This window comes from Nonomuraea zeae (genome assembly GCF_005889725.1).
GTDB classification, from domain to species: domain Bacteria; phylum Actinomycetota; class Actinomycetes; order Streptosporangiales; family Streptosporangiaceae; genus Nonomuraea; species Nonomuraea zeae.
In genome coordinates this window covers 12,570-37,853 of sequence record NZ_VCKX01000105.1, presented here as the reverse complement: position 1 = coordinate 37,853, position 25,284 = coordinate 12,570, and the positions used below count along the sequence as shown (strand labels likewise).

Below are 25,284 nucleotides of genomic sequence, written 5' to 3'. Positions count from 1 at the left end.
GGCACGTGGGGGGCGGCGCGGCGAGCAGAGGCTGATCCATGCCGCCAAGGGTGCCCCGGTGGGGCGGTGCTTATGGGGGCTGAACTGGATTCTGTGGATAAGTTCTGGCTATCCACAGGGCAGGGTTTGTTCGCTCGCTCTGACGCTCTGTTGGACGGCTCTGATGCTCCGCTGGATGCCTGTCACGGTCCTTGCGCATGCGCGTAGATGGACGGCCGTCTCGGGCGTGCGTCTCACCGCTTCTGGCTGTGTCTCACCGCTGCGCCTTCAACCCCCCTTCGCCACTCCGGCGTGTATCAAAAACTACTGTGGCGCCCCATCACGGCCGCAGCCACCCGTCCGCTACCGCCGCCCCATCACGACCGCAGCCGTTCGTCCGCCGCCGCCCCACCACGGCCGCAGCCGCCCGTCCGCTCCCGGCGCCCCTTCGCCACCACCGGCGCCCGTGCTTACGCCCGCACCAAGCGGCCACACCGAGCCGACCACACCGAGCCGACCACACGAAGTGACCACGCGAAGCGACCCCATCAAGCCCCCGCACCAAGCGCCCGCACCAAGCTCCCGCCTCGCCCCGTGCTAGGCGACGAAGATGCAGAACGGATGCCCGGCCGGGTCGGCGTACACGCGAAGGGGCTCCTCGGGGTCATCGCTGCGGTCCAACAGCAGCCGGCCACCAAGCCGGAGTACGCGCTCATGCTGAACCTGCAAGCTCTCCACCGACTCCACGGTCAAGTCCAAGTGCAGTTGCTGCGGCACCCCACCCTCCGGCCAGGTCACTTCCGGCAGCTCGTCGACCTGCTGGAAGGCCATCCGGGAAGCACCGTCCGGAGCCCTGAGTACGAGCCAGTCGCGACCACAGTCATCCACTCGCCCCGCCTCCGGCGGCTCATCCCCAGGCCGGTAGACCAGGCCCAGCAGAGCTCGGTAGAACTCCGCCAGAGACCTGGCATCCGTGCAGTCGAGCACCACCTGACGCAGCTCGGGCACGCTTTCCCCGCCGACCGAACCGACCACACCGCCCACACCGCCCACACCGACCACCCTCCTCGTGATCATCCCCGCCCCCACCGACCTGAACTCTGCACGCCAGGTCAGCGACTAAACGCGAGGGCGGCGGATGGACAGACGTCGAGGAGCTCCAGACTCCTCCCCCGCCCGCATCGAGGCGGTCCCGGCCAGGAGCCAAGGCCCTAGGAGGGCGTGAGCGTGCGCAGGGCCGGGAGGACCTCTGCGGCCAGCAGCTCCGCCTGCTCGCGTGGATTCGGCCCGGCCGGCATGAAGTTCATCGACGTGAAGCCCAGTTCCGCGAACCCCGCGAGCACGTCGGTCACCTCCTGCGCCGACCCCGCCACCACCGCCCCTCCGTCCCCCGCGATCCCGCCGATGCGGAAAGGCACGTTGTACACGCAGGCCACATCCCGCCCGGCCGCCAAGACCTGCTCCCGCATGGCGGCCGCCTGCTCAGGCCGGGCGAAGCCGTACGAAGGGATCCAGCCGTCCGCCAGGCGGCCGGTCGCCTCCAGGGCGCGCTTCCCGTACGTCCCCAGCCAGATCGGGATCGGGCTGATCGGCTTGGGCTCCATGGCGGCCTGGTACGTGTGGTAGCGGGCGCCCTCGAAGGTCAGCTCCGGATCGGTCCAGAGCCCCCGGATGACGTGGATCGCCTCCACCATCCCGTCCACCTTCTCCCTCGGCGTCGGCACTCCCAGCCCGAACGCCCGGAACTCCTCGTCCGAGTAGCCGCCCCCGAGCCCGAGTATCAGCCGGCCGCCCGAGAGCCGGTGCAGCGTCTCGGCCATCTTGGCCACCATCGCGGGCGGCCGGTACGGCACCCCGAGCACCCTCGTAGCGACCCTGATCCGCGAGGTCGCGGCGGCGACCCAGGTCAGCATGGTCCAGACCTCGTACGTCGGCTCGCTCCCCGACGGATGGTCCGACGCCGACACGAAGTCATACCCGAGATCCTCGGCCGCCCTGGCGTCCCCCACGGGATCGGCGCCAGGCGCGGCCGAGGTCGAGATGCCCAATCCGAACATGTAAAGCCTCCCAGTGCTTGGTTTACATGTAACCTAAAGGTCGGTTACACGTCAACTAAGCTTGGGCGGCATGGAACCACGCTGGCTGGATGACGCCGAGTTCAGGGCCTGGATCGGCTATCGAAGAATGCGACTGCTCCTGGACGCGCAGGTCAGCCGGGACCTCCAGCACGACTCCGGCCTGTCGGCCCCCGACTACGACGTCCTTTCGGCGCTGACCTCCACCGAGGATCACCGGTGGCGGCTGACCGCGCTGGCCGACCGCATGCTCTGGTCGAAGAGCCGGCTCTCGCGGCACATCAGCAGGATGGAGCAGCGCGGGCTGGTCACCCGGGAGGGGTTCGAGGGTGACGGCCGTGGTGCCGTGATCGTGCTGACGGAGGGTGGGCTGCGGGCCATCCAGGAGGCGGCGCCCGATCACGTCGCGTCCGTCCGCCGCCACTTCATCGACCTGCTGTCGGCGGAGCAGATCGAGGTGCTCGGCACGGTCGCCGAGACGGTGCTGGCCCACCTGACCGCCGATGACGAAGACGAGGACGCCTGACCTCAGGGATGCAGCGACAGGCCCTTCAGCACCTTGTCCACCCCGTTCCTCGGGCCGTGGATCGCCACTCCCACCAGCGCCAGCTCATCGGCCGTCACGGCCCGCACAGCCGCCCGGTTGTCGGCGTCGTGCCCCGTCTTGAACATCTCCTCGATGTAGACGGCCACCTCCATCCCCCGTCCCGCCGCCTTCTCCCGTACGCCCCTCAGCTCCGCCAGATCCCCCGTATAAACCAGCACGGGCTGCCGGAACATCGGCAGGTACGCATTCCCCGACCCGTCCTCGTACGGCTCCCCGACGGTCTCCGGCACCCCGCCCGCCACCGCCGAGGCGAGGAAGGCGGTGACGTTGAGCCGCTGCCAGGCGGCCAGATCCGCGCGAACCACAATGCCGATCTTGGTATCGAAACGCATGGCCGCAGTCTCCACGCCCCGCCCCCGCCGCATCTTGTACGCTCGTGCGCCGTTCAGAAAAGCGACGTGCGCCGCTCCAGAGAAGCGACGCACGCAGCAGGCGGAAGCGGCACACGCAGCAGACGGCACCCGCACCCGCAGCAGAGCAGGCTCCTAGCCGGCCACGAAGGCCGACTGCCAGTCCGGGATCTCGTGGTAGCGCCGCAGCTCGGCCACCCCCGACAGGAACCCGCCCCACGCCGCGTACGGCGGCCTGGCCGTGTCGAACCCGCTCTGCACCAGCGTCAGCCGCGTCTTACCGCCCGACCCGTCAAGCTCCCACGTGCCCACCCCCGGCGCGCCCCAGTCGACGGAGAGCTTGCGCTCGGGCTCCAGCTCCAGCACCTTGGCCGGGTCCGGGTCGTTGTCGAACCCGCCCATCGCGAAGCGCCCGCCCACGCGCGGCTCGATCTCGATCTTGTACCCGAACCACCTGGTCACCGCCTCGGAGTCGATCAGCGACTCGAACACCTGGGCCGGCGACGCCGGGACCGTCACCTGCACCCGCATCTCCGTGGAGGTGAAGTCGACCTTCGGCGTGAGCTCCCGCCCCTCGAAGTGCTCGATCAGGTTGGCCAGCGCCAGATACCAGTACGTCTGGAGCACCCCCCGGATGCTCTTGCCGGTGATCACGTCCTGGAAGTCGAAGTGCGTCTGCGACAGGGTCAGGACGGTCGCGTCGCCGTCCTCCTCCAGCGTGAACTCGGTGGTCGTCTCCTCGCCGTCGAGCAGCCACGAGAACCGCAGCGTGCGCTCGTCCGCGTGCAGCAGCCGCTGGTGCGGCGCGTCGCCCTCGGGCGTGGTACGCCCCCAGAACCCGAACCTGCCGGGCAGCTCCACCTCCGCGTGCTCGGCGAGCCAGATCCGCAGCAGGGCGGGATCGGTCAGCGCATGGCGCACCTCCTTGAGCGGCGCCTGGACACGAACTCGAATGATCATGGGCTCAGTCACGCTCTACTCCTCTGAGATCGTCCGCCGGCTCGGCGACCGGCGGTGCGACGGCGGGCGCCGCAGGATCGCCGCCGGGTTCGGCGGCGGCCTTGGGGTAGCAGGCGACGGCGAGCTTGAACGCATCGCCTTCCGCGCCGCCATACCGGGTGAACAGGTCCTGCAACATGCCTTGCAACTCGCCCAGGAACTCCTGGCGGTCCTCGGGACGCACGTGGATCTCCCCTGACAGGCCGATGGACGGCAGCTCGGGCGCGTTCCTGTCGAGCGCCGCGATGTCGGCCTGGACCTCCTCCATGAGGTCGAGCAGGTAGCCCAGGCTCAGCTCGTCACGGGCCTTGCGCAGGCCGATCCGGCCCACCAGCCGGGGCGACAGCCAGTACGACCGCGCGCCGGCCTGGTAGATGCCCTCGTGGATGCCGCGCACCTTCCGCTCCGACACCAGGTCCACCAGCCCGGCCTCCACGAGCCGTTTGACGTGGTAGTAGACCCGCTGCGGCGTCTGCCCGAGCCGCTCGGCGACCTCCGAGCACGTGCGCGGCTCGGCCAGCTGCCGCAGCACCTCCACGCGCTGCGGCTTGAGCAGTGCCTCGGCCTGCTCGATCTCTTCCAGGTACAGGACGTCTCTCATCGCAAAAACAATCCTTTACATAAAAATCCTCTTTGTCAATACAGCGGCGACAATGGAGTGGTGCCGCATGACTGGTCCCGATACTGGCGGTCGCCCGACCGGCCGCTGGAGGCCATGCACGCCCACTTCGAGCAGCACGTCTACCACCGCCACAGCCACGAGACCTACTCATTCGGGGTGACGGAGACCGGCGCGCAGTCGTTCAGCTGCCGGGGCGGGGCGCACACGAGCGCGACCGGCATGGTCATGGCGTTCAATCCGGAGGACCCGCACGACGGCCACGCCACGGACGCGCTCGGCTTCACGTACCGGATCGTCCACATCGGCCCGGAGCTCGTCTCCGGCGCCCTTGCGGACGCGACGGGCCGCAAGGCCGGCCTGCCGGTCTTCGCCGCCCCGGTGGTCGACGACGCCGCCCTGGCGGGCGCGCTGCGCGCCCTGCACGCCGCGCTCCTCGGCGACGCGACGGCCCTGCGCCGCGACGAGCTGCTCACCGCCACGATCGCGGGCATCGTACGCCGCGCGGCCACGACCCCGGTCGCCCCGGCCGGCGGGCCGAGCCGGGCGGCCAGGATCGCCGGGCAGGCCAGGCAGGTGCTGCACGACCGGCTGCGCGACGACCTCACCATCGACGACCTGGCGCGGGCCACGGCCGCCAGCCGCTTCGCCGTCTATCGCGCCTTCAAGTCCGAGTACGGCCTGTCGCCGAGCGACTATCAGCGCCAGCTACGCCTGCGCACCGCCCGCACCCTGATAGCCGCCGGCACGCCGCTGGGCGAGGCCGCGGCCTCGACGGGCTTCGCGGACCAGAGCCACCTGACCAGATGGTTCACCCGCTGTTTCGGCATGACGCCCGGAGCCTTCCGCCAGGCGTCCCGGTGACCGGGCCACCGGCGCCGAGCCGGCTCACGGCCAGGAGCTGTCCTGGTCGGTGTCCCCGCCGGCCGACAGCAGCCGGAGGTCGGACTCGACCATGAGGGCCACCAGCTCGTCGAACGGCACCTTGGGCTCCCACCCCAGCTGCACCCGCGCCTTCTTCGGGTCCGCGCACAGCAGATCCACCTCGGCCGGCCGGTGCAGCGTCTGGTCCGTCACCACGTACTGCTCCCAGTCCAGCCCCGCCGCCGCGAACGCCGCCTGCGCCAGCTCCCTGACCGACTTCATCCGCCCGGTCCCGACCACGTAGTCCTCGGGCTTGGCGGCCTGCAGCATCAGGTGCATCGCCTTGACGTAGTCCCCCGCGAAGCCCCAGTCCCGCCTGGCCTCCAGGTTGCCCAGCCGCAGCTCCGAGGCCAGCCCGAGCTTGATCCGCGCCACCCCGAGCGACACCTTCCTGGTGACGAACTCGGCGCCCCGCCGCGGCGACTCGTGGTTGAACAGGATCCCCGACACGGCGAACATCCCGTACGACTCCCGGTAGTTCTGCGTCAGGAAGTGCCCGTACGCCTTCGCCACCCCGTACGGCGAGCGCGGGTGGAAGGCGGTGCGCTCGTTCTGGGGGGTCTCGCTGACCTGCCCGAACATTTCGGACGACGAAGCCTGATAAAAGCGGATCTGTCCGGGTGAGGCCGCTCCTCCGCCCCCTCGCGACACGCCCGAGCACACCCGGATGGCTTCGAGCATCCGCAGCACGCCCATCCCGGTCACCTCGGCCGTGAGCTCCGCCTGCTCCCACGACATGGGCACGAACGAGATCGCGCCCAGGTTGTACACCTCGTCCGGCTGGACCCGCTCCACCGCCGAGATCAGCGAGCCCTGATCCAGCAGGTCACCCCGCACCACCTGGACGTCGGAGAGCAGCTTGCGCATCCGCGACACGCGCGGGTTCGCCTGGCCCCTGGCCAGGCCCCACACCTCGTACCCCTGCTCCAGCAGGTGCTCCGCCAGATAGGAACCGTCCTGGCCCGTGATGCCGGTGATCAGAGCGCGCCTGGCCAAGGGGTCCTCCAACTATCGCTACCTGCGGTGGCCCGCCGGACGCGGCCCACCGTGCCGCATCCCTTTGGGACGGGAATGTACAGCTATGCGCCTGGATAGAGCATCAGGTCACCTAGAACACGTTCCACCGAACCACGCTCGGTTACAGCAACGTCGCAGTTCGCACGGCCTAAGACGGCCATTGTGAACAATTCTCGGTGACCTACCGAATGGTAGCCTTCTCGGACTAAGGTCATCTTTCACGGTACACGCCCGTCTCCGGGCCTTACCGGCGGAGAAAGGGGTGTCCGTGCGGGAGCGAATGCTGCGGATCGCGCTGCTGTCCTACCGCAGCAAACCCACCTGCGGCGGCCAGGGCGTCTATCTTCGCCATCTGAGCCGCGAGCTGGTGGAGCTCGGCCACCACGTCGAGGTGTTCTCCGGGCAGCCCTACCCAGAGCTGGACGAGGGCGTCATCCTGCGCGAGGTGCCCAGTCTCGACCTCTACCGCGACGAAGACCCGTTCAGAACGCCCAAGCTGCACGAGTACCGCGACTGGATCGACTGGCTCGAAGTCGCCACGATGTGGACCGCCGGGTTCCCCGAGCCACTGACGTTCACGCTGCGCGCCCACCGCGAGCTGAAGAAGCGGATCGGCGACTTCGACGTCGTCCAGGACAACCAGACCCTGGGCTACGGCCTGCTCGGCATCCAGAAGCTGTTCCCCGTGGTGGGCACGATCCACCACCCGATCAGCGTGGACCGGCGCATCGAGCTGGAGGCCGCCAAGGGCGCGAAGCGGCTGAGCATGCGCAGGTGGTACGGCTTCGTGAAGATGCAGTCCCGCGTCGCACCCCGCCTGAGCCCCATCCTGACCGTCAGCGAGTCGTCGCTGGCCGACATCCACCGCGACTTCAACGTCCCGCAGGCGAACATGCGGCTGATCCCGCTCGGGGTCGACACCCGCTACTTCCACCCGCGCCCGGACAAGCCCAAGCGCAAGGGCTCGATCGTCGCGGTCGCCAGCGCCGACTCCCCCATGAAGGGCGTGGCGACGCTGCTGCGCGCCGTGGCCAAGCTGGCCACCGAGCGCGACGTGCACCTCACCGTGGTCAGCAAGCCCACGCCCGGCGGCCCGACCGAGCAGCTCGTCCAGGAGCTGTCACTCCAGGACCGGGTCCGCTTCGTGCACGGCATCTCCGACGACGAGCTGGGCGAGCTGATCGCCACCTCGGAGACCTCCGTCGTGCCCTCGCTCTATGAGGGCTTCTCGCTGCCCGCCGTCGAGCACATGGCCTGCGGCACGCCCCTGGTGGCCAGCCGTACGGGCGCGTTGCCCGAGGTCGTCGGCGACGCGGCCATCCAGGTGCCGCCCGGCGACGCCGAGGAACTGGCCGCGGTGCTGCGCCGCCTGCACGACTCGCCCGAGGAGCGCGAGCGGGTGGGCCGGGCCGGCTACGACCGGGTCATGGAGCGCTACACCTGGCACGTCGTGGCCAAGAAAACCGTCGAGGCCTACCACGAGGCCATCGCGGCCCACCGAACCAGCTGACCTTAACGGAGGAGAACCGAGTGCTCACCGTGGACTTCGCCCGGCTGCCCGTCGGCCCTGGCGTGCGCGTGCTCGACCTGGGCTGCGGAGGCGGCAGGCACGCCTTCGAGGCGCTGCGCCGTGGGGCGGACGTGATCGCCTTCGACATGGACCAGACGGAGCTGGACAGCGTGGCGGCCATGTTCGTGGCGATGGACAAAGCGGGCGAGGTGCCCCAGGGCGCCACCGGCGAGACCGTCCAGGGCACCGCGCTGGACATGCCGTTCGAGGACGGCAGCTTCGACCGGGTGATCGCCGCCGAGGTGCTCGAGCACATCCCCGACGACATGGCGGCCATGGGCGAGCTCTTCCGCGTGCTCAAGCCGGGCGGCAGGGCCGCGATCACCGTGCCGAGCTTCCTGCCCGAGCGGGTCTGCTGGGCGCTGGACGAGGACTATCACACGGCTCCCGGCGGGCACGTGCGGATCTACACGCTGGCCGAGCTGTCGGCCAAGCTGAAGTCCATCGGTTTCGAGATCGGCCCGCACCACCACGCCCACGGCCTGCATGCGCCGTACTGGTGGATCAAGTGCGCGGTCGGCGTCAACAACGACGATCACCCGCTCGCGAAGGCGTACCACGAGCTGCTGGTCTGGGACATCATGAAGCGTCCCGCCGCGACCAGGATCGCCGAAGCCCTGCTCAACCCGATCATCGGCAAGAGCGTGGTCCTCTACGTCAGGAAGCCATGATCTCCCGCGAGGAGGTCGTCCGGACGGCCGGGAGCATCGCGGCGATGCAGCAGGACGACGGCGGGGTGCCCTGGCCGGAGGGACACGTCGACGCCTGGAACCACATCGAGTGCCTGATGGCCATGTCCGTCGCCGGGCTGGCCGAGCCCGTACGGCGCGGCTACGAATGGCTGGCCCGCAACCAGCGCGCCGACGGCTCCTGGCCGATGAAGCTGGTGGACGGCGTGCCGGTCGAGCCGGGCGGCGAGACGAACCACGCCGCCTACATCGCGGCCGGCGTCTGGCACCACCACCTCGTCACCGGCGACCGGGCCCGCACCGAGGAGAGCTGGCCCATGGTCAAGGCCGCGCTCGACTACGTGGTGGGGCTCCAGACCGAGCGCGGCGAGATCGTCTGGGAACGCGACGCGCAGGGCAGGGCCTCGGCGTACGCGCTGCTCACCGGCTGCTCCTCCATCCACCAGGGGCTGCGCTGCGGCGTTCTGCTCGCCGACCATCTCGGCGACCCGCAGCCGCACTGGGAGCTGGCCGCCGACCGGCTGGCGCACGTGCTGTCGGCGCATCCCGAGGCGTTCGCGGACAAGAGCCGCTACTCCATGGACTGGTACTACCCCGTGCTCGGCGGCGCCGTACGCGGGCGGCAGGCGTTCGAGCTGCTCGAACGCGAGTGGTCGACGTTCGTGGTGCCCGGGCTGGGCATCAGGTGCGTCTCCGACCAGCCGTGGGTGACGGGGGCGGAGACCTGCGAGCTGGTGCTGGCGCTCGACGCGCTGGGCGACCGGGACCGGGCGCTCAAGCTCTTCTCCGACATGCAGCACCTGCGGCACGAGGACGGCTCTTACTGGACCGGCTGGCAGTTCGCCAACCGCAAGCACTTCCCCCACGAGCGCTCCGGCTACACCGCCGCCGCCGTGATCCTGGCCGCCGACGCGCTGCTGCAGCTGTCGCCCGGCTCCGGGCTGTTCCGCGACATCGCGGGTACGTCCGTGTTCGATCCGGAGGTCTGCGGATGCGCAGCCGGTACGGGATCGCGGCTCCCCGAGGGCCTCTGACCCGACTTGGGGGCGCACAAGGGCTTTTGCGGGTTCTTTGCCGGGGAAATCCGGTGCGCCGCCGGTGAAAGGCGCATTGGGGTTACTAGCTTCGTGAGTGGCCGTACGAGGCGTCTTCGGGGGAAGCGTGGGCGACACGGGCACAACATCGTTCTTGGATCAGGTCAGGACCGAGCCGACACTGTCCCCAGCCAGGGGGCTGCGGAGGTTCCTGGCCAAGGATCCGCTGGAGTCCGATCTGAGCCGGCGAAGGTTCCGGCTCAGGGACGGAGCTTCTCCGACAGTTTTCACCAATGCTGAAAAGTCGTATGTCTTCGGCTTCAACGCGGTGATGTCGAGAGAAGTAGAGAAGGTCGAGGAGATTTCGCAAGAGCAGCGCCCCTTCGGCTACGAGGGCGCGGCGGCTGCCTGCACCGTACTCGACCTGCTCACGCTGACACGGGGCCGGCGCCTTCACGAGCTACTTGCCGGCCCCGCCCAGCATCACCGGCACGCCGCCTACCTCGGCGCCGGTCGCGGGTACGCGCTGCTGCGGCTGCGCCCGGTATGGGGCGCGCGGCGGGCCCACCCGCTGCTGCGCTGGCTGGCGGTGGACGGGTTCGGGTTCCAGTGGAGCCTGACCAGGACCGACCGCATGGTGGGCGAGCGCACCATGCCCGACCTGCTCACGCGGGCCCACTGCGCGGTGTTCGACCAGGGGCTGGGCCGGCTGCTCTGGTACCACGACTGCGCCTCGCCCGACGACGTCTCCGCCCGGATCACCGGATATCCGGCGGCGCGGCGGGCCGACCTGTGGAGCGGGGTCGGGTTCGCCGCGACCTACACGGGCGGAGCCGAGATCGAGGAGCTGTGGTGGCTCACCGAGTTCGCGGCGGCCGACGGGTTCCGCGCCCACCTGGCGCAGGGATGCGCGTTCGCCGTGGCCGCCCGGCTGCGCTCGGGGGCGCTGCCCGAGCACGCGGCGCAGGCCGTGCCGATCCTGGCCGGGGCCGAGCCGGACGAGGCGGCCTCGTGGACGGACCGGGCGCTCATCGCGCTCGGGCACGAGGCGCACACCCACGAGGACTTCCAGAGCTGGCAGTCGCAGACCCGCCGCTCCTGGACCCGCCGCGAGCGCCACTAGCGCCGTACACCTCCTGGTTCAGGACTGCGAGGCGCATTCCGGAAGGCGAGCGTCCGGAACCAGCCCTAGCATGCCGACCATGACCGACGACACCGTCATCAACGAGCCGTCCCTGACCGCCGGCGAGGTCGAGATGCTGCTGTTCGCCCTCGACCGTTCCCGTGCCCAGTTCGCCTGGAAGACCGGCGGCCTGGACGCCGCCGCGCTGAACCGGCCGCACCCGCCGAGCGCGATGACCCTGGCCGGGCTGATCAAGCACCTGACCAGGGTCGAGGAGGAGACCTCGGCCTGGCGCCTGTTCGGGGAGCGGCCCACGCCGCCCTGGGACACCGCGGAACACGGCTGGGAATGGGCGGCCGCCGCCGCAGACACGCCCGGCGAGCTCTACGCCCGCTGGCGCGAGGCCGTCGCCCGGACCCGGGCCGCCGTGGCCAGGGTGCTCGCCGACGGCGGACTCGACCGGCCCGCCGGGTTCACCGTCACCGAGGACGGCCGCGCGCCCAACGTGCGCCGGATCCTGGTCGACGTGCACGACGAGTACGCCCGGCACGTCGGCCACACCGACCTGTTCCGCGAGGCGATCGACGGCCTGGTGGGCGAGGACCCGCCCCAGGCGGGCTGAGGCCCCGTACGAGGACCCAGGGGGCGTTCGCTAGATGCCGGGTCCGGTCCGCTCCAGCACGCGGAGCGAGCCGTGCACGGACACCTCCTTGAACGCTCCCGACTCCAGCGCCCGCAGATAGACCCGGTACGGCGCCTGCCCGCCGTCGGCGGGGTCGGGGTAGATGTCGTGGAAGACCAGCGCCCCGCCGTCCATGACGTGCGGCGCCCAGCCCTCGTAGTCGCGGGTCACCGGCTCGTCGGAGTGACCGCCGTCGATGAACAGCATCCCCAGCGGCGTGCTCCAGAGCCGGGCGACCCGCTCGGACCGGCCGACGATCGCGATCACCTCGTCCTCCAGGCCCGCCGCCGCGATCGTGGTCCTGAACGTCGGCAGCGAGTCCATCTTCCCGAACCGGGGGTCCACCAGCGTCGGATCGTGGTGCGCCCACCCCGGCTGGATCTCCTCGGACCCCCGATGGTGATCCACCGTGACCACCACGGACCCGGCCTGCCTGGCCGCCGCCCCGAGGTAGATGGCGGACTTGCCGCAGTAGGTGCCGATCTCGCAGACGGGCCCGAGCTTGCCGTACTGGCAGGCGACCTCGAACAGGGCGAGACCCTCCTCGGCGGGCATGAATCCCTTGGCGTGCTTCGCTGCGTAGCGTAGCTCTGGCGGCATCGACATAGGGATGCACCCTAGCCGAACCGAATAACATTCCAGCGAGCCCTTGCAGGCGTCTTCTGTAACCTGTTCTACTTGGCAGCGTGAATCAGCGCGCTCGCATCGCGATGTCGGACGAGGACGTCACGGCGTTTCTGGAGGCCGCACGCAAGCTGCAGCTGGCCACGATCAACCCGGACGGCACCCCGCACCTGGTGACGATGTTCTACGGCCTGGACGAGGGACGGATCGCGTTCTGGACCTACGCCAAGGCGCAGAAGGCGCTCAACCTGGCCCGCGACCCGAGGGTGAGCTGTCTGGTCGAGGCCGGCGAGGACTACGGGGAGCTGCGGGGCGTCCTGCTCTACGGCAAGGCCCGGCGGGTGGACGACCGGGAGCAGGTCATGGCCATCGGCATGACGGTCGCCCGCAGGATGACCCCTGGCGTGCCGGACGAGCTGCTGCGCCCCTACGTCGAGAAAACCGGGCTCAAACGCATTGCGTACGTCGTCGAGCGCACCAAAGTGGTCTCATGGGATCACAGGAGGCTCACATGAAGGTCAAGGTGGACGAGCTGGTCTGCGAGGCCAACGCCGTGTGCATGGGGCTCGCCCCCGAGGTGTTCGAGGTGGACGACGACGACCAGCTCCACATTCTTCTTCCCGAACCACCCCCCGAGATGCAGGACCGCGTCCGCCACGCGATCAGATCCTGCCCCAAAGCCGCACTTTCCTTCGAGGAATAGCCCCAAGGCACCAGCTGGAGGAGGAACCCCACATGCGCGCCGCCATCTTGCACGCCATAGGCAACGACAAGCTCGACATCCGCGACGACGTCACGCTGACCCCCGTAGGGGAAACGGACGTACGCGTACGGATCAGAGCGACGGGCGTCTGCCACTCGGACCTGTCGGCCATGTCCGGCGTGCTGCCGCAACCCGCGCCGCTCATCCTCGGCCACGAGGGGGCGGGCGAGGTGGTCGAGGTGGGCGAACACGTCACGTCCGTCAAACCGGGCGACCACGTGGTGATCAGCTGGCGCCCGGCCTGCCAGACCTGCGACCTGTGCGTCAGCGGACAGCCGTTCCTGTGCATGAAGTACGTGATCGAGTCCTTCAGCAAGGGCAACTTCCGGTTCGGCGGCGACGGGGCGACGGCCTACGGGATGGCGGGCTGCGGCACCTGGGCCGAGGAGATCATCGTTCCGTGGCAGGGCGCGATCAAGATCGACGATGACGTGTCGTGGGAGGCGGCGGCCCTGATCGGCTGCGGCATCACGACCGGCGTCGGCGCCGCGATCAACACCGCGAAGGTGCGCCCGGGCTCGACGGTCGCGGTGATCGGCTGCGGCGGCGTCGGCCTGTCGGTCATCCAGGGCGCCCGCGTCTCGGGCGCGCGGACGATCCTCGCGATCGACCCGCTGGAGTCCAAGCACGAGCTGGCCAAGAAGGTCGGCGCGACCCATGCGGTCACGCCCGAGCAGGTCCCGGAGGCGCTGAACGAGCTCACCGGCGGCGCCGGCTTCGACTACGGCTTCGAGGTGGTCGGCAAGTCGGCCACGATCCAGAGCGCCTGGCAGGTCACCAGGGCCGGCGGCGACGTCATCGTGGTCGGCGCGGGCGCGATGGACGACATGGTGTCGATCTCGGCGTTCAGCCTGCTGTTCGAGGGCAAGAACCTGCTCTCCAGCCTGTACGGCGAAGCCGACGTGCGCCACGACTTCCCCTACTTCGCCAAGCTCCACAAGGCCGGCAAGCTGGACCTCGAATCGATGATCAGCTCCCGCATCCGCCTCGGCGACCTGAACGACGCGGTGGAGGCCCTGCGCGGCGGCGAGGTCCTCCGCCAGATCGTCCTCATGGACTGACCGGTCAGGCGCGCGGCGATCCTCCTCCCGAGCCAAGGGGGAGGATCGCTTCGGCGTTGGGCGGCCCGCTCATTCCTTGCGGGGAATTGTCCGTTTCGTCGGCTGCAGCCAGAGTCGTACCCTCAGCCGACTTTGGAGGGCACATGCCGAACATCGACGCCCAGGACCTCGCCACCCGCTTCGTCGCCATGTGGAACGAGCCGGACCCCGGGCTGCGCCGCAAGGCCATCGAGGACCTGTGGGCGGAGCAGGCCACCCACGTCCTGCACCCGCCCCAGGAGATCCGCGAGGTCGCGGCCGGCCTGGGCTTCGCCTCCAGCACCCTGGAGGCACGAGGACACGACGCGATCGAGTCGCGGGTGACGCGGTCGTACGAGGACTTCGTCGCGGCGGGCACGATCACCTTCAGGGCCCGCGCGGGCGCGGCCATCCGCCTGAACAACGTCGTCAAGCTGGTCTGGGAGGTGGTGACCGTGGCCGGCGAGGAGGTCCAGGGCGGCGGCCTCGATCTGCTCATCCTCGGCGACGACGGCCGGATCGAGCAGGACTACATGTTCCCCGGCCTGTAGGGATCCGGGCCGGCTGGAGGGCCGGCTGGAGGGCCGGAAAATCGCTGGACAGCGCTGTTAGCGTCCCAGACATGCACGTTATCGACATCGACCGCTTCATCGCCGACGGATTCGCCAAGGTCGAGGCCGTGGTGCCGCGCGAGGTGGGCGACGCGGCCAGGGCGCTGCTGTGGCAGCGCATCGGGCTGTCCCCGCAGGACCCGTCGGCGTGGACGCAGCCGGTGGTGTGGACGGCCGACATGACCGGTGAGGGCCCGTTCGGGCAGATCATGGCCGCGGAGCGGCTGCACGCGGCGCTCGACCTCGTGACCGGTCCCGGCGGCTGGCAGCCGCGCCGCGCCCTGGGCAACATCCCGGTACGCTTCCCGCGCGTCCCTCCGGCCGACGACCGGGGCTGGCACATCGACGCCTCCACGCCGCGCTCGGACGGCACGTGGGGGGTCAGCTCCCGGCCGCACGCGCTGCTGCTGCTGGTGTTGCTGTCGGACGTCGGGCCCGACGACGCCCCGACCCGGGTCAGGGCCGGCTCCCAGCGCGACATGGCCGCCGCCCTGGCCGACCCGCAGTCGCTGACCGGCGAGGCTCCGGCCGGCGAGGGCCCGGACGCGCAGGTGCTCGACCCGATGGCCATCGGCCTGCGGTTCGAGCAGGTCGGCGCCGACCGCCCGGAGGCGCTGGTGACCGGCAGGCCGGGGGACGTCTACATCGCGCACCCCTTCCTGGTGCACGCCGCACAGGAGCACCGGGGCACCGAGCCGCGCTTCATGGCCCAGATGCCGCTGTTCCTGGCCCGCCCGTTCGACCCGGCCGGCGACACCCCGCTGGCCCGCGCCGCCCGCGCCTGACCCAGACCCGTCCCGAACAGGGGTTTTTTCCGAGGGGTCCGGTTTGGCATGCTGCTGCCCATGGACATCGAAGAGCATCAGACGCCCGTGCGGATCCGGCCCGTACGCGACGAGGACCGCCAGGCCGTCCTGGCGCTGGCCCCGCGCCTTGCCGAAGGCGTGGCGGCCTGGCGTGACCCCGGGGCGGCCACCGACGCGGCGCGGCGCTGGCTCACCGACTCCATCACCGCGGCGCAGGACCGGCGGGGGGCGGTGTTCGTCGCCGACGGCGGCCCGCCCGCAGGCGGCGTGGTCGGCGTCGTCTCCGTCAACCGCCAGCAGCACTTCACCGGCGTGACCGACGCCTACGTCGGCGAGCTGGCCGTCGATCCGCGCGCCGTCCGCGGTGGCGTCGGCCGGATGCTGATGGCCGCGGCCGAGGACTGGGCCCGCCGTCAGGGTCTGCGCCATCTGACCCTGGAGACGGGCGCGGCCAACACCACCGCCCGGCAGTTCTACGCCGCTCTGGGCTATCACGAGGAGGGGGTCCGGCTGACCCGCTCGCTGGAGCCCGAGGGCACTGCCTCGTGACGGCGTCCTACGTCGTGGAGAAGGCGGCGTCGAAGGCCGTCGACGGCGGCGTGATGGAGTTGAGCGTGCGGATGTAGGCCAGCGCCTCCCTCGCCCCGTCCAGCCGGTCCATGCCGGCGTCCTCCCACTCGATGGAGATGGGGCCGTCGTAGCCGATCGAGTTCAGGGCCCTGAAGCAGTCTTCCCAGGGCACGTCGCCGCGGCCGGTCGAGACGAAGTCCCAGCCCCTGCGCATGTCCGCCCACGGCAGGTGGGAGGACATCCGGCCCCTGCGGCCGTCGCCCACGCGCATGCGGGTGTCTTTACAGTCGACGTGGTAGATCCGGTCCTTGAAGTCCAGGATGAACGCCACCGGGTCGAGGTCCTGCCAGACCATGTGGGAGGGGTCCCAGTTCAGGCCGAACGCCGCGCGGTGGCCGATGGCCTCCAGCGTCCGCTGCGTCGTGTAGTAGTCGTAGGCGATCTCGCTCGGGTGGATCTCGTGCGCGAAGCGGACCCCGACCTCGTCGAAGACGTCGAGGATGGGGTTCCAGCGGTCGGCGAAGTCCTGGTAGCCGGCCTCCACCATGGCGGCGGGCACGGGCGGGAACATGGCCACCGTGTGCCAGATCGACGACCCGGTGAAGCCCACGACCGTGTCCACGCCCAGCAGCGCGGCCGCCCTCGCGGTGTTCTTCAGATCTTCGGCGGCGGCCTGGCGCACCGACTCGGGGTCGCCGTTGCCCCAGATGCGGGCGGGCAGGATCGCCTTGTGGCGCTCGTCGATCGGGTGGTCGCAGACGGCCTGGCCCACGAGGTGGTTGGAGATCGTCCAGACCTTCAGGCCGTGCTTGTCGAGCTGGGCGCGCTTCTGCTCCACGTACGACGGGTCCGAGACGGCCTGGGCCACGTCGAAGTGGTCGCCCGAGCACGCGATCTCGAGGCCGTCGTAGCCCCACTCGGCCGCCAGCCTGCACACCTCCTCGAACGGCAGGTCGGCCCACTGTCCCGTGAACAGCGTGACTGGTCGCATGAGTCAGTCCTCCACGTTCGTGTAGCGGCTGCCGTCAGCCGCGCTCCGCTCGACCGCCGCCAGCACCTTCTGCACCCGCAGCCCGTCCGCGAACGACGGCGTCGGGTCCGCTCCGGTGGCGATCGCCTCCAGGAAGTCCTTCACCTCGTGGGTGAAGGTGTGCTCGTAGCCGAGCCCGTGTCCCGGCGGCCACCAGGCGCCCACGTACGGATGATCCGGCTCGGTGACCAGGATGCGCTCGAATCCGCCGCCGCCCTGGCTGAGCCACAGCTCGTTCATGGACTCGAAGTCGAACGACAGGCTGCCGAGCGAGCCGTTGATCTCGATGCGCATCGCGTTCTTGCGCCCGCTGGCGAACCGGGTCGCCTCGAACGAGGCCACCGCGCCGCCCGACAGCCGGCCGATGAACAGCGCGGCGTCATCCACCGTGACCGTCCCCTTCTCGGCCGTGCCGGTCGCGCCCAGCCCGGCCGACTCGGCCGCGAGCGGGCGTTCCTTGATGAACGTCTCCGTCAGCGCGGAGACGCCCACCACCTGCTGCCCGGTGATGAACTGGGCCGCGTCCACGATGTGCGAGCCGATGTCGCCCAGCGCGCCCGCGCCCGCCTTGTCCTTCTGCAGCCGCCACACCAGCGGGAAGTCGGGGTCGACGATCCAGTCCTGCAGGTATTGGGCCCGCACGTGCCTGATCTCGCCGAGCCGGCCCTCCTCGACGAAGCGGCGGGCCAGCGCGACCGCGGGCACCCGCCGGTAGTTGAAGGCCACCATGCTCTTGCCGGGCGCCGCGGCCGCGGCCGCCACCATCGCCTCGGCCTCGGCGACGGTGTTGGCCAGCGGTTTCTCGCAGAGCACGTGCTTGCCGGCCTCGAGCGCGGCGATGGCGATCTCGGCATGGGAGTCGCCGGGCGTGCAGATGTCCACGATCTGCACGTCGTCGCGCTTGACCAGCTCTCTCCAGTCCGTCTCGATGCCGGCCCAGCCGAGCTGCGCGGCAGCCGTCTCAGTGCGCTCCTTCGACCTGCCCGCCAGCACCGCCATGCGCGGTGCCAGAGGGAGGTCGAAGAAGGCCCCCACGCTGCGCCAGGCCTGGGAGTGAACCCGGCCCATGAAGGCGTAGCCGATCATGCCCACGCCGATGCTCGTTCTGTCTGACATGCAACCCCCGATCAGGATTCGAAGCCGAGCGCCAGGTACTTCTCGACGTTCTCCTTGGTAATGGTCTCGGACGCGAGCGTGATCGACTGGGGAACCTGGTTCTCCACCAGATCACTCATGCCCTTCCCCTGTGCTATCAGACGCGCGAGCTTGATCGCCGAGGATGCCATCGTGGGGCTGTAGGTAACCGTGGCCTTCAGCACCGAGGTGCCGGTCTGGATCTCCTTCATCGCGTTGAGCGAGCCCGCGCCGCCGACCATGACGAACTCGTTGCGGTTGGCTTCCTTGATCGCGGCCAGGACGCCGACGCCCTGGTCGTCGTCGTGGTTCCAGAGCGCGTCGATCTTCTTGTGCGCCTGGAGCAGCGACGTGGCCACCTGGTTGCCGGTCTCGACGGTGAACTTGGCGTCCTGCTTGGCCGTGACGCTGAAGCCGTAGCTCTTGAGCGCGTCCGCGAAGCCCTTGCTGCGGTCCTGGGTCAGCGGCAGCGTGGCGATGCCCTGGATCTCGACGATCACGGGGTTGGAGACGCCCTTGTCCTTCAGCTGCTTGCCGATGAAGTGCCCGGCCGCGACGCCCATGCCGTAGTTGTCGCCGCCGATCCAGGTCCGGTAGGCCAGCTTGTCGGGGAAAACGCGGTCGAGGTTGATGACCGGGATGCCCGCCGCGGTGGCCTGCAGCGCGACCTGGTTGAGCTGCTGGCCGTCGTTCGGCAGGATCACCAGCGCGTTCACCTTGGCCGCGATGAGCGACTCCACCGCGGAGATCTGCTGGTTGATGTCATTGGTGGGCTCGACGGGCTTGAACTCGACGTCGGAGTACTGCTTCGCGGCGGCCTCCGCGTTCTTGGCGATGGCCGCGATCCATCCGTGGTCGGCGGCCGGCGCCGAGAAGCCGATCACGACCTTCGTGCCCGGCTGGTCGTTGCCGCTGGCCGCCGGAGCGGGGGCGGGGGCGGCACTGCTCGGCGCCGCGGCGGGCTCGTTGCTGGTGCAGCCCGCCGCTAAGAGCGCCGCTCCACCCAAACCGCCGACAAGGAATCCCCTGCGCGCGACGTTCTCACTCATGGTGCTCTCTCCTTCAAATTCCGCCGCTGGAGAAGGACGGCGACGACGATGATCAGGCCCTTGGCGATCAGCTGGTCGCTGGTGTTGAGCCCGTTGAGAATGAACAGATTCGTGATGAGCGTGAAGATCAGCAGACCCAGGATCGAGCCCACGATCGTGCCCCGGCCCCCGGTGAGCAGCGTGCCGCCGATGATCACGGCGGCGATGGCGTCGAGCTCGTACAGGTCGCCGTGGGTGGACGAGCCTGTCGTGGTACGGGCCATGATGAGGATGGCGGCGATGCCGCAGCAGAGCCCCGAGAGCGCGTAGAGCAGCATCGTGTGCCTGCGCACGTCTATCCCGGCGAGCCTGGCCGCCTCGGGGTTGCCCCCGACCGCGTACGTCCGCCGTCCGAACGTCGTGCGGTTGAGCACGACCCACCCCAGCACCACGACCAGGGCGAAGATGTAGACCAGCAGCGGAATGCCGAGCACGCGCGTGGTCGACAGCTCCACGAGCGAGGCGTTCTCGGCCTGGATGAGCTGCGTCTTGCGGTCGGACATGCGCTGCGCCAGCCCGCGGGCGGCGACGAGCATGGCCAGGGTGGCGATGAACGGCACCAGCCGCCCGTAGGCGATCAGCAGCCCGTTGACCAGCCCGGCCCCCGTGCCGACGAGGACCGCGCAGATCGCCATCACCACCGGCCCGTACGACTGGGTGGCCAGCGTCGTCGCCCAGACCGAGGCCAGCGCCATGACCGCGCCGACCGACAGGTCGATGCCGCCGCCGATGATGACGAACGTGGCCCCGACCGTGATCACGCCGATCGTGGCGGCCAGGGACAGGATGCTGACCAGGTTGGAGGTGGTCGCGAAGTTCTCCGGCCTGGTGACCAGGCCGACGACGATCAGCAGCGCGAGCGCTCCCAGCAGCCCGAGGTGCCGCATCTCGCCGAAGCCGGAGCCGAGGTTGCGTATCGACGCCGACCCCGTGGCGGCCGCCTCCGCGGGCGGATCCGCGTGTCTTGTGGGCTCGGTCATTACGCCGCCCTCCCATTCATGATCATGTCGAGCACGCCGTGCTCGTCCAGCTCCGCCGCGTCGCCCTGGTGGATGACGCTCCCCTCGCGCAGCACCAGCACCCGGTCGGCCAGGCCGAGCACCTCCGGCACCTCGCTGGAGACGAGCAGCACCCCGATGCCCCGCTCGGCCAGGTCGCGGATCACCGCGTACAGCTCGGCCCTGGCGCCGACGTCCACCCCTCTGGTGGGCTCGTCGAGCAGGAGCAGCTTGCGCCCGCCGAGCAGCCAGCGGGCGAGCACGGCCTTCTGCTGGTTGCCGCCCGACAGGGTGCGGATCGGGCGTTCGGGGTCGGGCGGCCGGATGTCCAGCAGCTCCGACAGCCGTCTGGCCTCGCTCCGCTCCCGCTTGCGGTCGATCCAGCCGAACTTGGCGAACTCCGGCAGGCTGCCCAGCGTGATGTTCGACGTGACGCTCTGGTCGAGGAGCAGGGCCTGGGCCTTGCGCTCCTCCGGGGCCAGGCCCATGCCGTGCCTGACCGTGCCGACGACGCCTCTGCGGACGGGCCGGCCGGCGAGCAGGACGCGGCCCGAGGAGGGGCGCGCGCCGTACACCGCCTCCAGGATCTCCGAACGCCCCGATCCGACGAGCCCGGCCAGGCCGACGATCTCGCCCGCCCGCACGGAGAACGACACGTCGGCGAAGACGCCCGGCGAGCTCAGGCCCTCGACCTCCAGCACCGTCTCGCCCGGCGCGCGGTCGGCCTTGGGCGGGAAGACGTACTCGACGTTCCTGCCGGTCATGAGCGAGACGATCTGGGTGGTGGGCGTGTCGCGCGCGGACAGGCCGACGGCGACCGTACGGCCGTCCTTCAGCACGGTGACCCGGTCGCCGATCTCGCGGATCTCCTCCAGGCGGTGGGAGATGTAGACGACGGCCACGCCCTGGGCGGTGAGCTCGCGGATGATGCGGAAGAGGTTCGCGACCTCGTCGTGGGCGAGCGCGGCGGACGGCTCGTCCATGATGATCAGGCGGGCGTCGTGCGAGAGCGCCCGCGCCATCGAGACCACCTGCTTGGCCGCCGGCGACAGCCGCCCGACCTCGGCGGACGGGCGGATCTCCGGATGGCCGAGCCTGGTGAGCACCTCGCCGGCGGCGCGCCTGGTGGCCACCCGGCTGACGAAGCCGAAGCGGGCGTGCTCGTGGCCGAGGAAGATGTTCTCGGCCACGCTGAGCCCGTCGACCAGGTCCAGCTCCTGGTAGATGGTGGCGAAGCCGAGCCTGATGGCGTCGATCGGGCTGCCGGGGCGCACTTCCGCGTCGTTGAACGCGATCGTGCCCTCGTCCGGCTGGTGGACTCCGGCCAGCACCTTGATCAGGGTGGATTTGCCCGCGCCGTTCTGGCCGAGCAGGCAGTGCACCTCGCCGGCCCGTACGTCCAGATCCACTCCGTCCAGCGCGCGCACGCCGGGGAACTGCTTGACGATCCCCTTCATGACCAGCATCGGGACGTTCCTTCCAGCGTTCGTTCAGGCGTTGACGATGCGGTTGATGTTGTCCGGTGACAGGTAGTGCTCGATGGCGAGGATCCCCGAGCCGAGCGCGGCGGCGTTGATCCCCGTACGGCTCGGGGTGATCGACAGGTGGTGCGTGGCCAGCGGGAGCGACCTGCGGTAGACGGTCTCCCTGATCCCGGCGAGCAGGTGCTCGTGCACCCGCGACAGGGCGCCGCCGATGACGATGACCTCGGGGTTGAAGAAGTTGACCAGGCTGGCCAGCACCTCGCCGATCAGCCGGCCCGCCTCTCTGACCAGCCGCAGCGCCTGCGTGTTGCCCGCCTGTACGAGCGCCACGACGTCGGCACCCGACTCGGCGGCGAGGCCCAGCTCGGTCAGCCGGCGCGCGATCGCGGCCCCGCCGGCCACGGCCTCCAGGCAGGCGCTGTTGCCGCACCGGCAGCCGGCGTCCTCGTGGCCGCTGACCCGGATGTGCCCGATGTCGCCCGCCGAGCCCTGCGCGCCTCTGTGCAGCTTGCCCTCGGCCATGATCCCGCAGCCGATGCCCGTGCCGACCTTGACGAACAGCAGGTGGCTGGTGGCGGGGAAGGAGTTGCGGTGCTCGCCGAGCGCCATCACGTTGACGTCGTTGTCGACGAGCACCGCCACGCCCCCGAAGTATTCGGGGATCGGATAGTCGTTCCAGCCCGGCATGATCGGCGGGTTGTTCGGCCGGCCGGTGGCGAACTCGACCGGCCCCGGGACCCCGATCCCCATCGCGCGCAGCGCCGCGCGGGGCCGGCCAGCCCGGTCGAGCAGCAGGTCGAGCCGCTGGTCCACATGGGCGAGGACCTTTTCCGGCCCCTCGCCGATGAGCAGCGAGTCTTCGCACTCGGCCAGCACGTTGCCCGAGATGTCCATCAGCGCGACGCGGCAGTGCGTGGCGCCGAGGTCGACGCCCGCGAAGGCGTGGTCCTCGGTGTGCAGGCGCAGCTGGCGCGGTGGCCGCCCGCCGGTGGACTCGCCGCTCTCGGTCTCCTCCACGAGGCCGCGCTCGATCAGCGCGTCGACCCGCTGGGAGATCGTGGACCTGGCCAGGCCGGTGAGCCTCGCGAGATCGGAACGGGTCGTCGCCGAGCCTGCACTGATCAACGTCAGCACATCGCCGGCGGAGCCCGACTGGGGGGTCATGCCGAGACAATAAGATCACCGATGCGGCAAATCAAGAGTGAGAATCGACCAAACTCGCCCAACTTCCGCCGAAGATCGAACAAAGCCCGCCTTCGTGCCCCCAAACCCGACATTTCGGCATTTGGGGTGCCCGGGAAATACGAAAAGGGCCGGCCCCCGCCGAACAGGCGAGGACCGGCCCGGATCACCAGGCTCAGGACATGAGGCCGCTAGAGCATCGCCTTCATCGAGTCGGCGGCGGTGAGGACGTACGGCTGCTCGGCCATGATCGACTCCCAGTTGCCGGCGATGGACTCCGGCGAGAGGTCGTCGTCCTTCCACCCCGGCCCCTCGGCCACGAACACGCGCGCCACCCGCCCGCCGCCGACGCTGAAGACCTCGCCGGTCGCCTCGCACGACTCGTGCACGAGGTAGGCCACCAGCGCGCTGACCCGCTCCGGCGTGAACTTGGCCTCGAACTCGGCCGGCAGCAGCGCCTCCGTCATCCGGGTCCAGGCGATGGGCGCGATGGCGTTGGCCCTGATGCCGGACCGCGCGCCCTCGATGGCGAGCGTCTTGGTCAGCCCGACCAGGCCCATCTTGGCGGTGGAGTAGTTCGCCTGGCCGAAGTTGCCGAACAGGCCGGCCGGGCTGGAGGTGTTGACGATGCGGCCGTAGCCCGCCTCCTTCATCAGCGGGTAGGCGGCCTGGCTGACCAGGTACGAGCCGCGCACGTGCACGGCCAGCACCCCGTCGAAGTCCTCGACCGTCATCTTCCCCAGCGACTTGTCGCGCAGGATGCCGGCGTTGTTGACGACGATGTCGACCCGGCCGAAGGCGTCGGCGGCCGCCTGCACGATGGCCCTGGCGCCCTCGGGCGTGGCGACGTTGTCGGTGCTGGCGACGGCCTGGCCGCCGTTCTTCACGATGAGGTCGGCCACCTCGGCGGCGGGCCCCGTGGAGGCGCCGGTGCCGTCGAGCGCGCCGCCGAGGTCGTTGACGACGACCTTGGCCCCCCGCTCCGCCAGCAGGAGCGCGTGCGATCTGCCGAGGCCGTGCCCGGCCCCCGTGATGATCGCGACCCTGTCATCGAACCGAAGCATCGAACCTCCCACGCAGGAGAACAACATTCTAGTACGAGTACGATAACCCGCCCCGCCCGCACCGCCAGAGCCGCACGCCGGCCGGCCTTCCGATGAGGTCAGTCGCCCGCGGGGAACCAGAGGTCCGGCTCCCCCACCACGCGGCGTACCCGCCCCTTGGCCTCCAGCCACGCCAGATGCGCCAGCGTCTCGTTGTTGGCCGAGCGCCGCATGAACGGCGGGATCGTCTCCCACGGCCGCGACCAGGTCAGCCGGGTCGCGACGTCCCAGCAGGCCACGCCGCCGGACGTGCCGACGACCTGCTCGATCTCGGCCAGGCGCTCATCGTGGTGGGCCAGCACATAGTCCACCCGCTCGGCCAGCTCCAGGAACCGGTACTCGTGCGCGGGCAGCACCTCGTCGACCTCCAGCTTGCGCACGGCGGCCAGCGAGTCGAGGTAGTCGGCCAGAGGGTTCGGCCCCGACTGGGGATGCACGGCCACGATGGGCGTGATCTTCGCCAGCACGTGGTCGCCGGAGAACAGCAGGCGGCGGCCGGGCGAGACGAAGCAGAGGTGGCCGGGCGAGTGGCCGGGGGTCCAGAGCGCCCGCAGGTCCCAGCCGGGCAGCCCGAGGTCGTCGCCGTCCTCGACCAGCCGGTCCGGCTTGGCCATCGAGACCATGTGCCGGATCATCATCGACGCGCCGGCCAGCTCGTCGAGCGTCAGCGCGGGCACTCCGCAGCGGACGAGCAGCGCGCGCTCGCGTTCGACCAGGGAGTCGATGGCGTCGTCGTCGTAGCGCTCGCGGACCAGCCTCGCGTCGGCCGGGTGCAGCGCGATCCAGGCGCCGGAGGACTCCCTGATGCGCCCGGCCAGGCCGTAGTGGTCGGGGTGGATGTGGGTGACCAGCACGCCCTTGACGTCGGTGATCGCGTAGCCGGCCAGGCCGAGCCCGGCGACGAGCGCGTCATAGGCCTCGTCGGTGTTCCAGCCGGCATCGATGATCGCGACGCCGTCGGGGAGCTCCAGCGCGTAGACCAGCACGTACCGGAGGGGATTGATCGGGATCGGGACCGGGATGGACCACAGACCCGGGCGCACCCGCTCGACTTCGGGGATCGCTTTGCTGATCCACGCCTCCCGCTGAGTCTCGTTTGCCGGGGTCACCACGAACTTTGCCATGTCACAGATTGTGCCAGAAT

Annotated in this window: 28 protein-coding genes; 13 read left to right on the top strand and 15 right to left on the bottom strand. The window is 70.2% G+C overall.

The genetic code is table 11. The annotated features are described in order from the left end of the window. Positions 1-576: 576 nt before the first annotated feature. Positions 577-1,056, bottom strand: a complete 480-nt coding sequence (locus tag ETD85_RS30000) for a VOC family protein (RefSeq protein WP_170246909.1) — start codon at positions 1,054-1,056, stop codon at positions 577-579. 134 nt (positions 1,057-1,190) lie between these two features. After that, positions 1,191-2,036, bottom strand: coding sequence for an LLM class flavin-dependent oxidoreductase (locus ETD85_RS29995; protein ID WP_138693151.1), 846 nt, complete (start codon positions 2,034-2,036; stop codon positions 1,191-1,193). 70 nt (positions 2,037-2,106) lie between these two features. Between ETD85_RS29995 and ETD85_RS29990 the strand changes: the two genes are divergently transcribed. Next, a complete protein-coding gene (locus ETD85_RS29990) occupies positions 2,107-2,580 on the top strand; it encodes a MarR family winged helix-turn-helix transcriptional regulator (RefSeq protein WP_170246908.1) in 474 nt (157 codons plus the stop codon). A 2-nt stretch (positions 2,581-2,582) separates the two neighbouring features. Here ETD85_RS29990 and ETD85_RS29985 read toward each other — a convergent pair whose 3' ends face one another. From ETD85_RS29985 to ETD85_RS29975, 3 genes are all read right to left on the bottom strand, one after another. After that, complete coding sequence (locus ETD85_RS29985; RefSeq protein WP_138693150.1) at positions 2,583-2,993, bottom strand: DUF2000 domain-containing protein; 411 nt, start codon at positions 2,991-2,993, stop codon at positions 2,583-2,585. 153 nt (positions 2,994-3,146) lie between these two features. After that, the gene (locus ETD85_RS29980; protein WP_138693149.1) at positions 3,147-3,983 is read right to left on the bottom strand and encodes an SRPBCC family protein; all 837 of its coding nucleotides are present in this window, start codon (positions 3,981-3,983) and stop codon (positions 3,147-3,149) included. Beyond that, positions 3,976-4,611, bottom strand: coding sequence for a winged helix-turn-helix domain-containing protein (locus ETD85_RS29975; RefSeq protein WP_240779524.1), 636 nt, complete (start codon positions 4,609-4,611; stop codon positions 3,976-3,978). The genes ETD85_RS29980 and ETD85_RS29975 overlap by 8 nt, the downstream gene beginning before the upstream one ends. A 60-nt stretch (positions 4,612-4,671) precedes the next feature. On the opposite strand from ETD85_RS29975, the gene ETD85_RS29970 reads away from it, so the two are divergent. After that, positions 4,672-5,493, top strand: a complete 822-nt coding sequence (locus ETD85_RS29970) for a helix-turn-helix transcriptional regulator (RefSeq protein ID WP_240779523.1) — start codon at positions 4,672-4,674, stop codon at positions 5,491-5,493. Positions 5,494-5,517: 24 nt separating this feature from the next. Here ETD85_RS29970 and ETD85_RS29965 read toward each other — a convergent pair whose 3' ends face one another. Continuing rightward, a complete protein-coding gene (locus ETD85_RS29965; protein ID WP_138693148.1) occupies positions 5,518-6,549 on the bottom strand; it encodes a GDP-mannose 4,6-dehydratase in 1,032 nt (343 codons plus the stop codon). A gap of 301 nt (positions 6,550-6,850) precedes the next feature. On the opposite strand from ETD85_RS29965, the gene ETD85_RS29960 reads away from it, so the two are divergent. The 5 genes from ETD85_RS29960 to ETD85_RS29940 all read left to right on the top strand — a co-directional run bounded on the left by ETD85_RS29960 (position 6,851) and on the right by ETD85_RS29940 (position 11,608). Further along, entirely contained in the window at positions 6,851-8,080 is a 1,230-nt protein-coding gene (locus ETD85_RS29960; protein ID WP_138693156.1) for a glycosyltransferase family 4 protein, read from the top strand. A 20-nt stretch (positions 8,081-8,100) separates the two neighbouring features. Then, entirely contained in the window at positions 8,101-8,811 is a 711-nt protein-coding gene (locus tag ETD85_RS29955; protein ID WP_206058722.1) for a class I SAM-dependent methyltransferase, read from the top strand. Continuing rightward, positions 8,808-9,863 carry a glycoside hydrolase family 15 protein gene (locus ETD85_RS29950; protein ID WP_138693147.1) on the top strand — a complete coding sequence of 352 codons (1,056 nt, stop codon included), beginning with the start codon at positions 8,808-8,810 and terminating at the stop codon, positions 9,861-9,863. Before ETD85_RS29955 ends, ETD85_RS29950 begins: the two co-directional genes overlap by 4 nt. A 97-nt stretch (positions 9,864-9,960) precedes the next feature. Next, positions 9,961-10,986, top strand: coding sequence for a DUF1702 family protein (locus ETD85_RS29945; RefSeq protein ID WP_138693146.1), 1,026 nt, complete (start codon positions 9,961-9,963; stop codon positions 10,984-10,986). Between the two features lie 79 nt (positions 10,987-11,065). Further along, entirely contained in the window at positions 11,066-11,608 is a 543-nt protein-coding gene (locus tag ETD85_RS29940) for a mycothiol transferase (protein WP_240779521.1), read from the top strand. A 30-nt stretch (positions 11,609-11,638) separates the two neighbouring features. Here ETD85_RS29940 and ETD85_RS29935 read toward each other — a convergent pair whose 3' ends face one another. Continuing rightward, entirely contained in the window at positions 11,639-12,268 is a 630-nt protein-coding gene (locus ETD85_RS29935) for a class I SAM-dependent methyltransferase (protein WP_240779520.1), read from the bottom strand. A gap of 86 nt (positions 12,269-12,354) precedes the next feature. Here ETD85_RS29935 and ETD85_RS29930 point away from each other — a divergent pair, with 86 nt between their 5' ends. The 6 genes from ETD85_RS29930 (at position 12,355) to ETD85_RS29905 (ending at position 16,100) form a co-directional block, all read left to right on the top strand. Further along, positions 12,355-12,807, top strand: a complete 453-nt coding sequence (locus ETD85_RS29930; RefSeq protein ID WP_138693143.1) for a pyridoxamine 5'-phosphate oxidase family protein — start codon at positions 12,355-12,357, stop codon at positions 12,805-12,807. Continuing rightward, a complete protein-coding gene (locus ETD85_RS29925; RefSeq protein ID WP_138693142.1) occupies positions 12,804-12,995 on the top strand; it encodes a ferredoxin in 192 nt (63 codons plus the stop codon). The genes ETD85_RS29930 and ETD85_RS29925 overlap by 4 nt, the downstream gene beginning before the upstream one ends. Before the next feature lie 32 nt (positions 12,996-13,027). Further along, positions 13,028-14,116: a Zn-dependent alcohol dehydrogenase gene (locus ETD85_RS29920; protein ID WP_138693141.1), complete on the top strand. Its 1,089-nt coding sequence runs from the start codon at positions 13,028-13,030 to the stop codon at positions 14,114-14,116. Positions 14,117-14,259: 143 nt separating this feature from the next. Next, entirely contained in the window at positions 14,260-14,685 is a 426-nt protein-coding gene (locus ETD85_RS29915) for a hypothetical protein (protein ID WP_138693140.1), read from the top strand. 71 nt (positions 14,686-14,756) lie between these two features. Continuing rightward, positions 14,757-15,530 carry a phytanoyl-CoA dioxygenase family protein gene (locus ETD85_RS29910; RefSeq protein WP_138693139.1) on the top strand — a complete coding sequence of 258 codons (774 nt, stop codon included), beginning with the start codon at positions 14,757-14,759 and terminating at the stop codon, positions 15,528-15,530. A gap of 60 nt (positions 15,531-15,590) precedes the next feature. Next, positions 15,591-16,100: a GNAT family N-acetyltransferase gene (locus ETD85_RS29905; protein WP_170246906.1), complete on the top strand. Its 510-nt coding sequence runs from the start codon at positions 15,591-15,593 to the stop codon at positions 16,098-16,100. 7 nt (positions 16,101-16,107) lie between these two features. Here the strand turns inward: ETD85_RS29905 and ETD85_RS29900 are convergent, their stop codons facing one another. From ETD85_RS29900 to ETD85_RS29865, 8 genes are all read right to left on the bottom strand, one after another. Then, on the bottom strand, positions 16,108-17,112 hold the full coding sequence (locus ETD85_RS29900) for a sugar phosphate isomerase/epimerase family protein (protein WP_138693137.1): 1,005 nt from the start codon (positions 17,110-17,112) through the stop codon (positions 16,108-16,110). A 3-nt stretch (positions 17,113-17,115) separates the two neighbouring features. After that, positions 17,116-18,267 carry a Gfo/Idh/MocA family protein gene (locus ETD85_RS29895; RefSeq protein WP_138693136.1) on the bottom strand — a complete coding sequence of 384 codons (1,152 nt, stop codon included), beginning with the start codon at positions 18,265-18,267 and terminating at the stop codon, positions 17,116-17,118. 11 nt (positions 18,268-18,278) lie between these two features. Beyond that, entirely contained in the window at positions 18,279-19,334 is a 1,056-nt protein-coding gene (locus tag ETD85_RS29890) for a substrate-binding domain-containing protein (RefSeq protein WP_138693135.1), read from the bottom strand. Further along, entirely contained in the window at positions 19,331-20,353 is a 1,023-nt protein-coding gene (locus tag ETD85_RS29885; protein ID WP_240779519.1) for an ABC transporter permease, read from the bottom strand. The genes ETD85_RS29890 and ETD85_RS29885 overlap by 4 nt, the downstream gene beginning before the upstream one ends. Beyond that, on the bottom strand, positions 20,353-21,837 hold the full coding sequence (locus ETD85_RS29880; protein WP_206058718.1) for a sugar ABC transporter ATP-binding protein: 1,485 nt from the start codon (positions 21,835-21,837) through the stop codon (positions 20,353-20,355). Before ETD85_RS29880 ends, ETD85_RS29885 begins: the two co-directional genes overlap by 1 nt. A 24-nt stretch (positions 21,838-21,861) precedes the next feature. Then, a complete protein-coding gene (locus tag ETD85_RS29875) occupies positions 21,862-23,019 on the bottom strand; it encodes an ROK family transcriptional regulator (protein WP_138693134.1) in 1,158 nt (385 codons plus the stop codon). 209 nt (positions 23,020-23,228) lie between these two features. Next, positions 23,229-24,101 (bottom strand): SDR family oxidoreductase, encoded by an 873-nt coding sequence (locus ETD85_RS29870; protein ID WP_138693133.1) that lies wholly within the window; start codon positions 24,099-24,101, stop codon positions 23,229-23,231. A 98-nt stretch (positions 24,102-24,199) separates the two neighbouring features. Beyond that, entirely contained in the window at positions 24,200-25,264 is a 1,065-nt protein-coding gene (locus ETD85_RS29865; RefSeq protein ID WP_138693132.1) for an MBL fold metallo-hydrolase, read from the bottom strand. Positions 25,265-25,284: the final 20 nt, after the last annotated feature.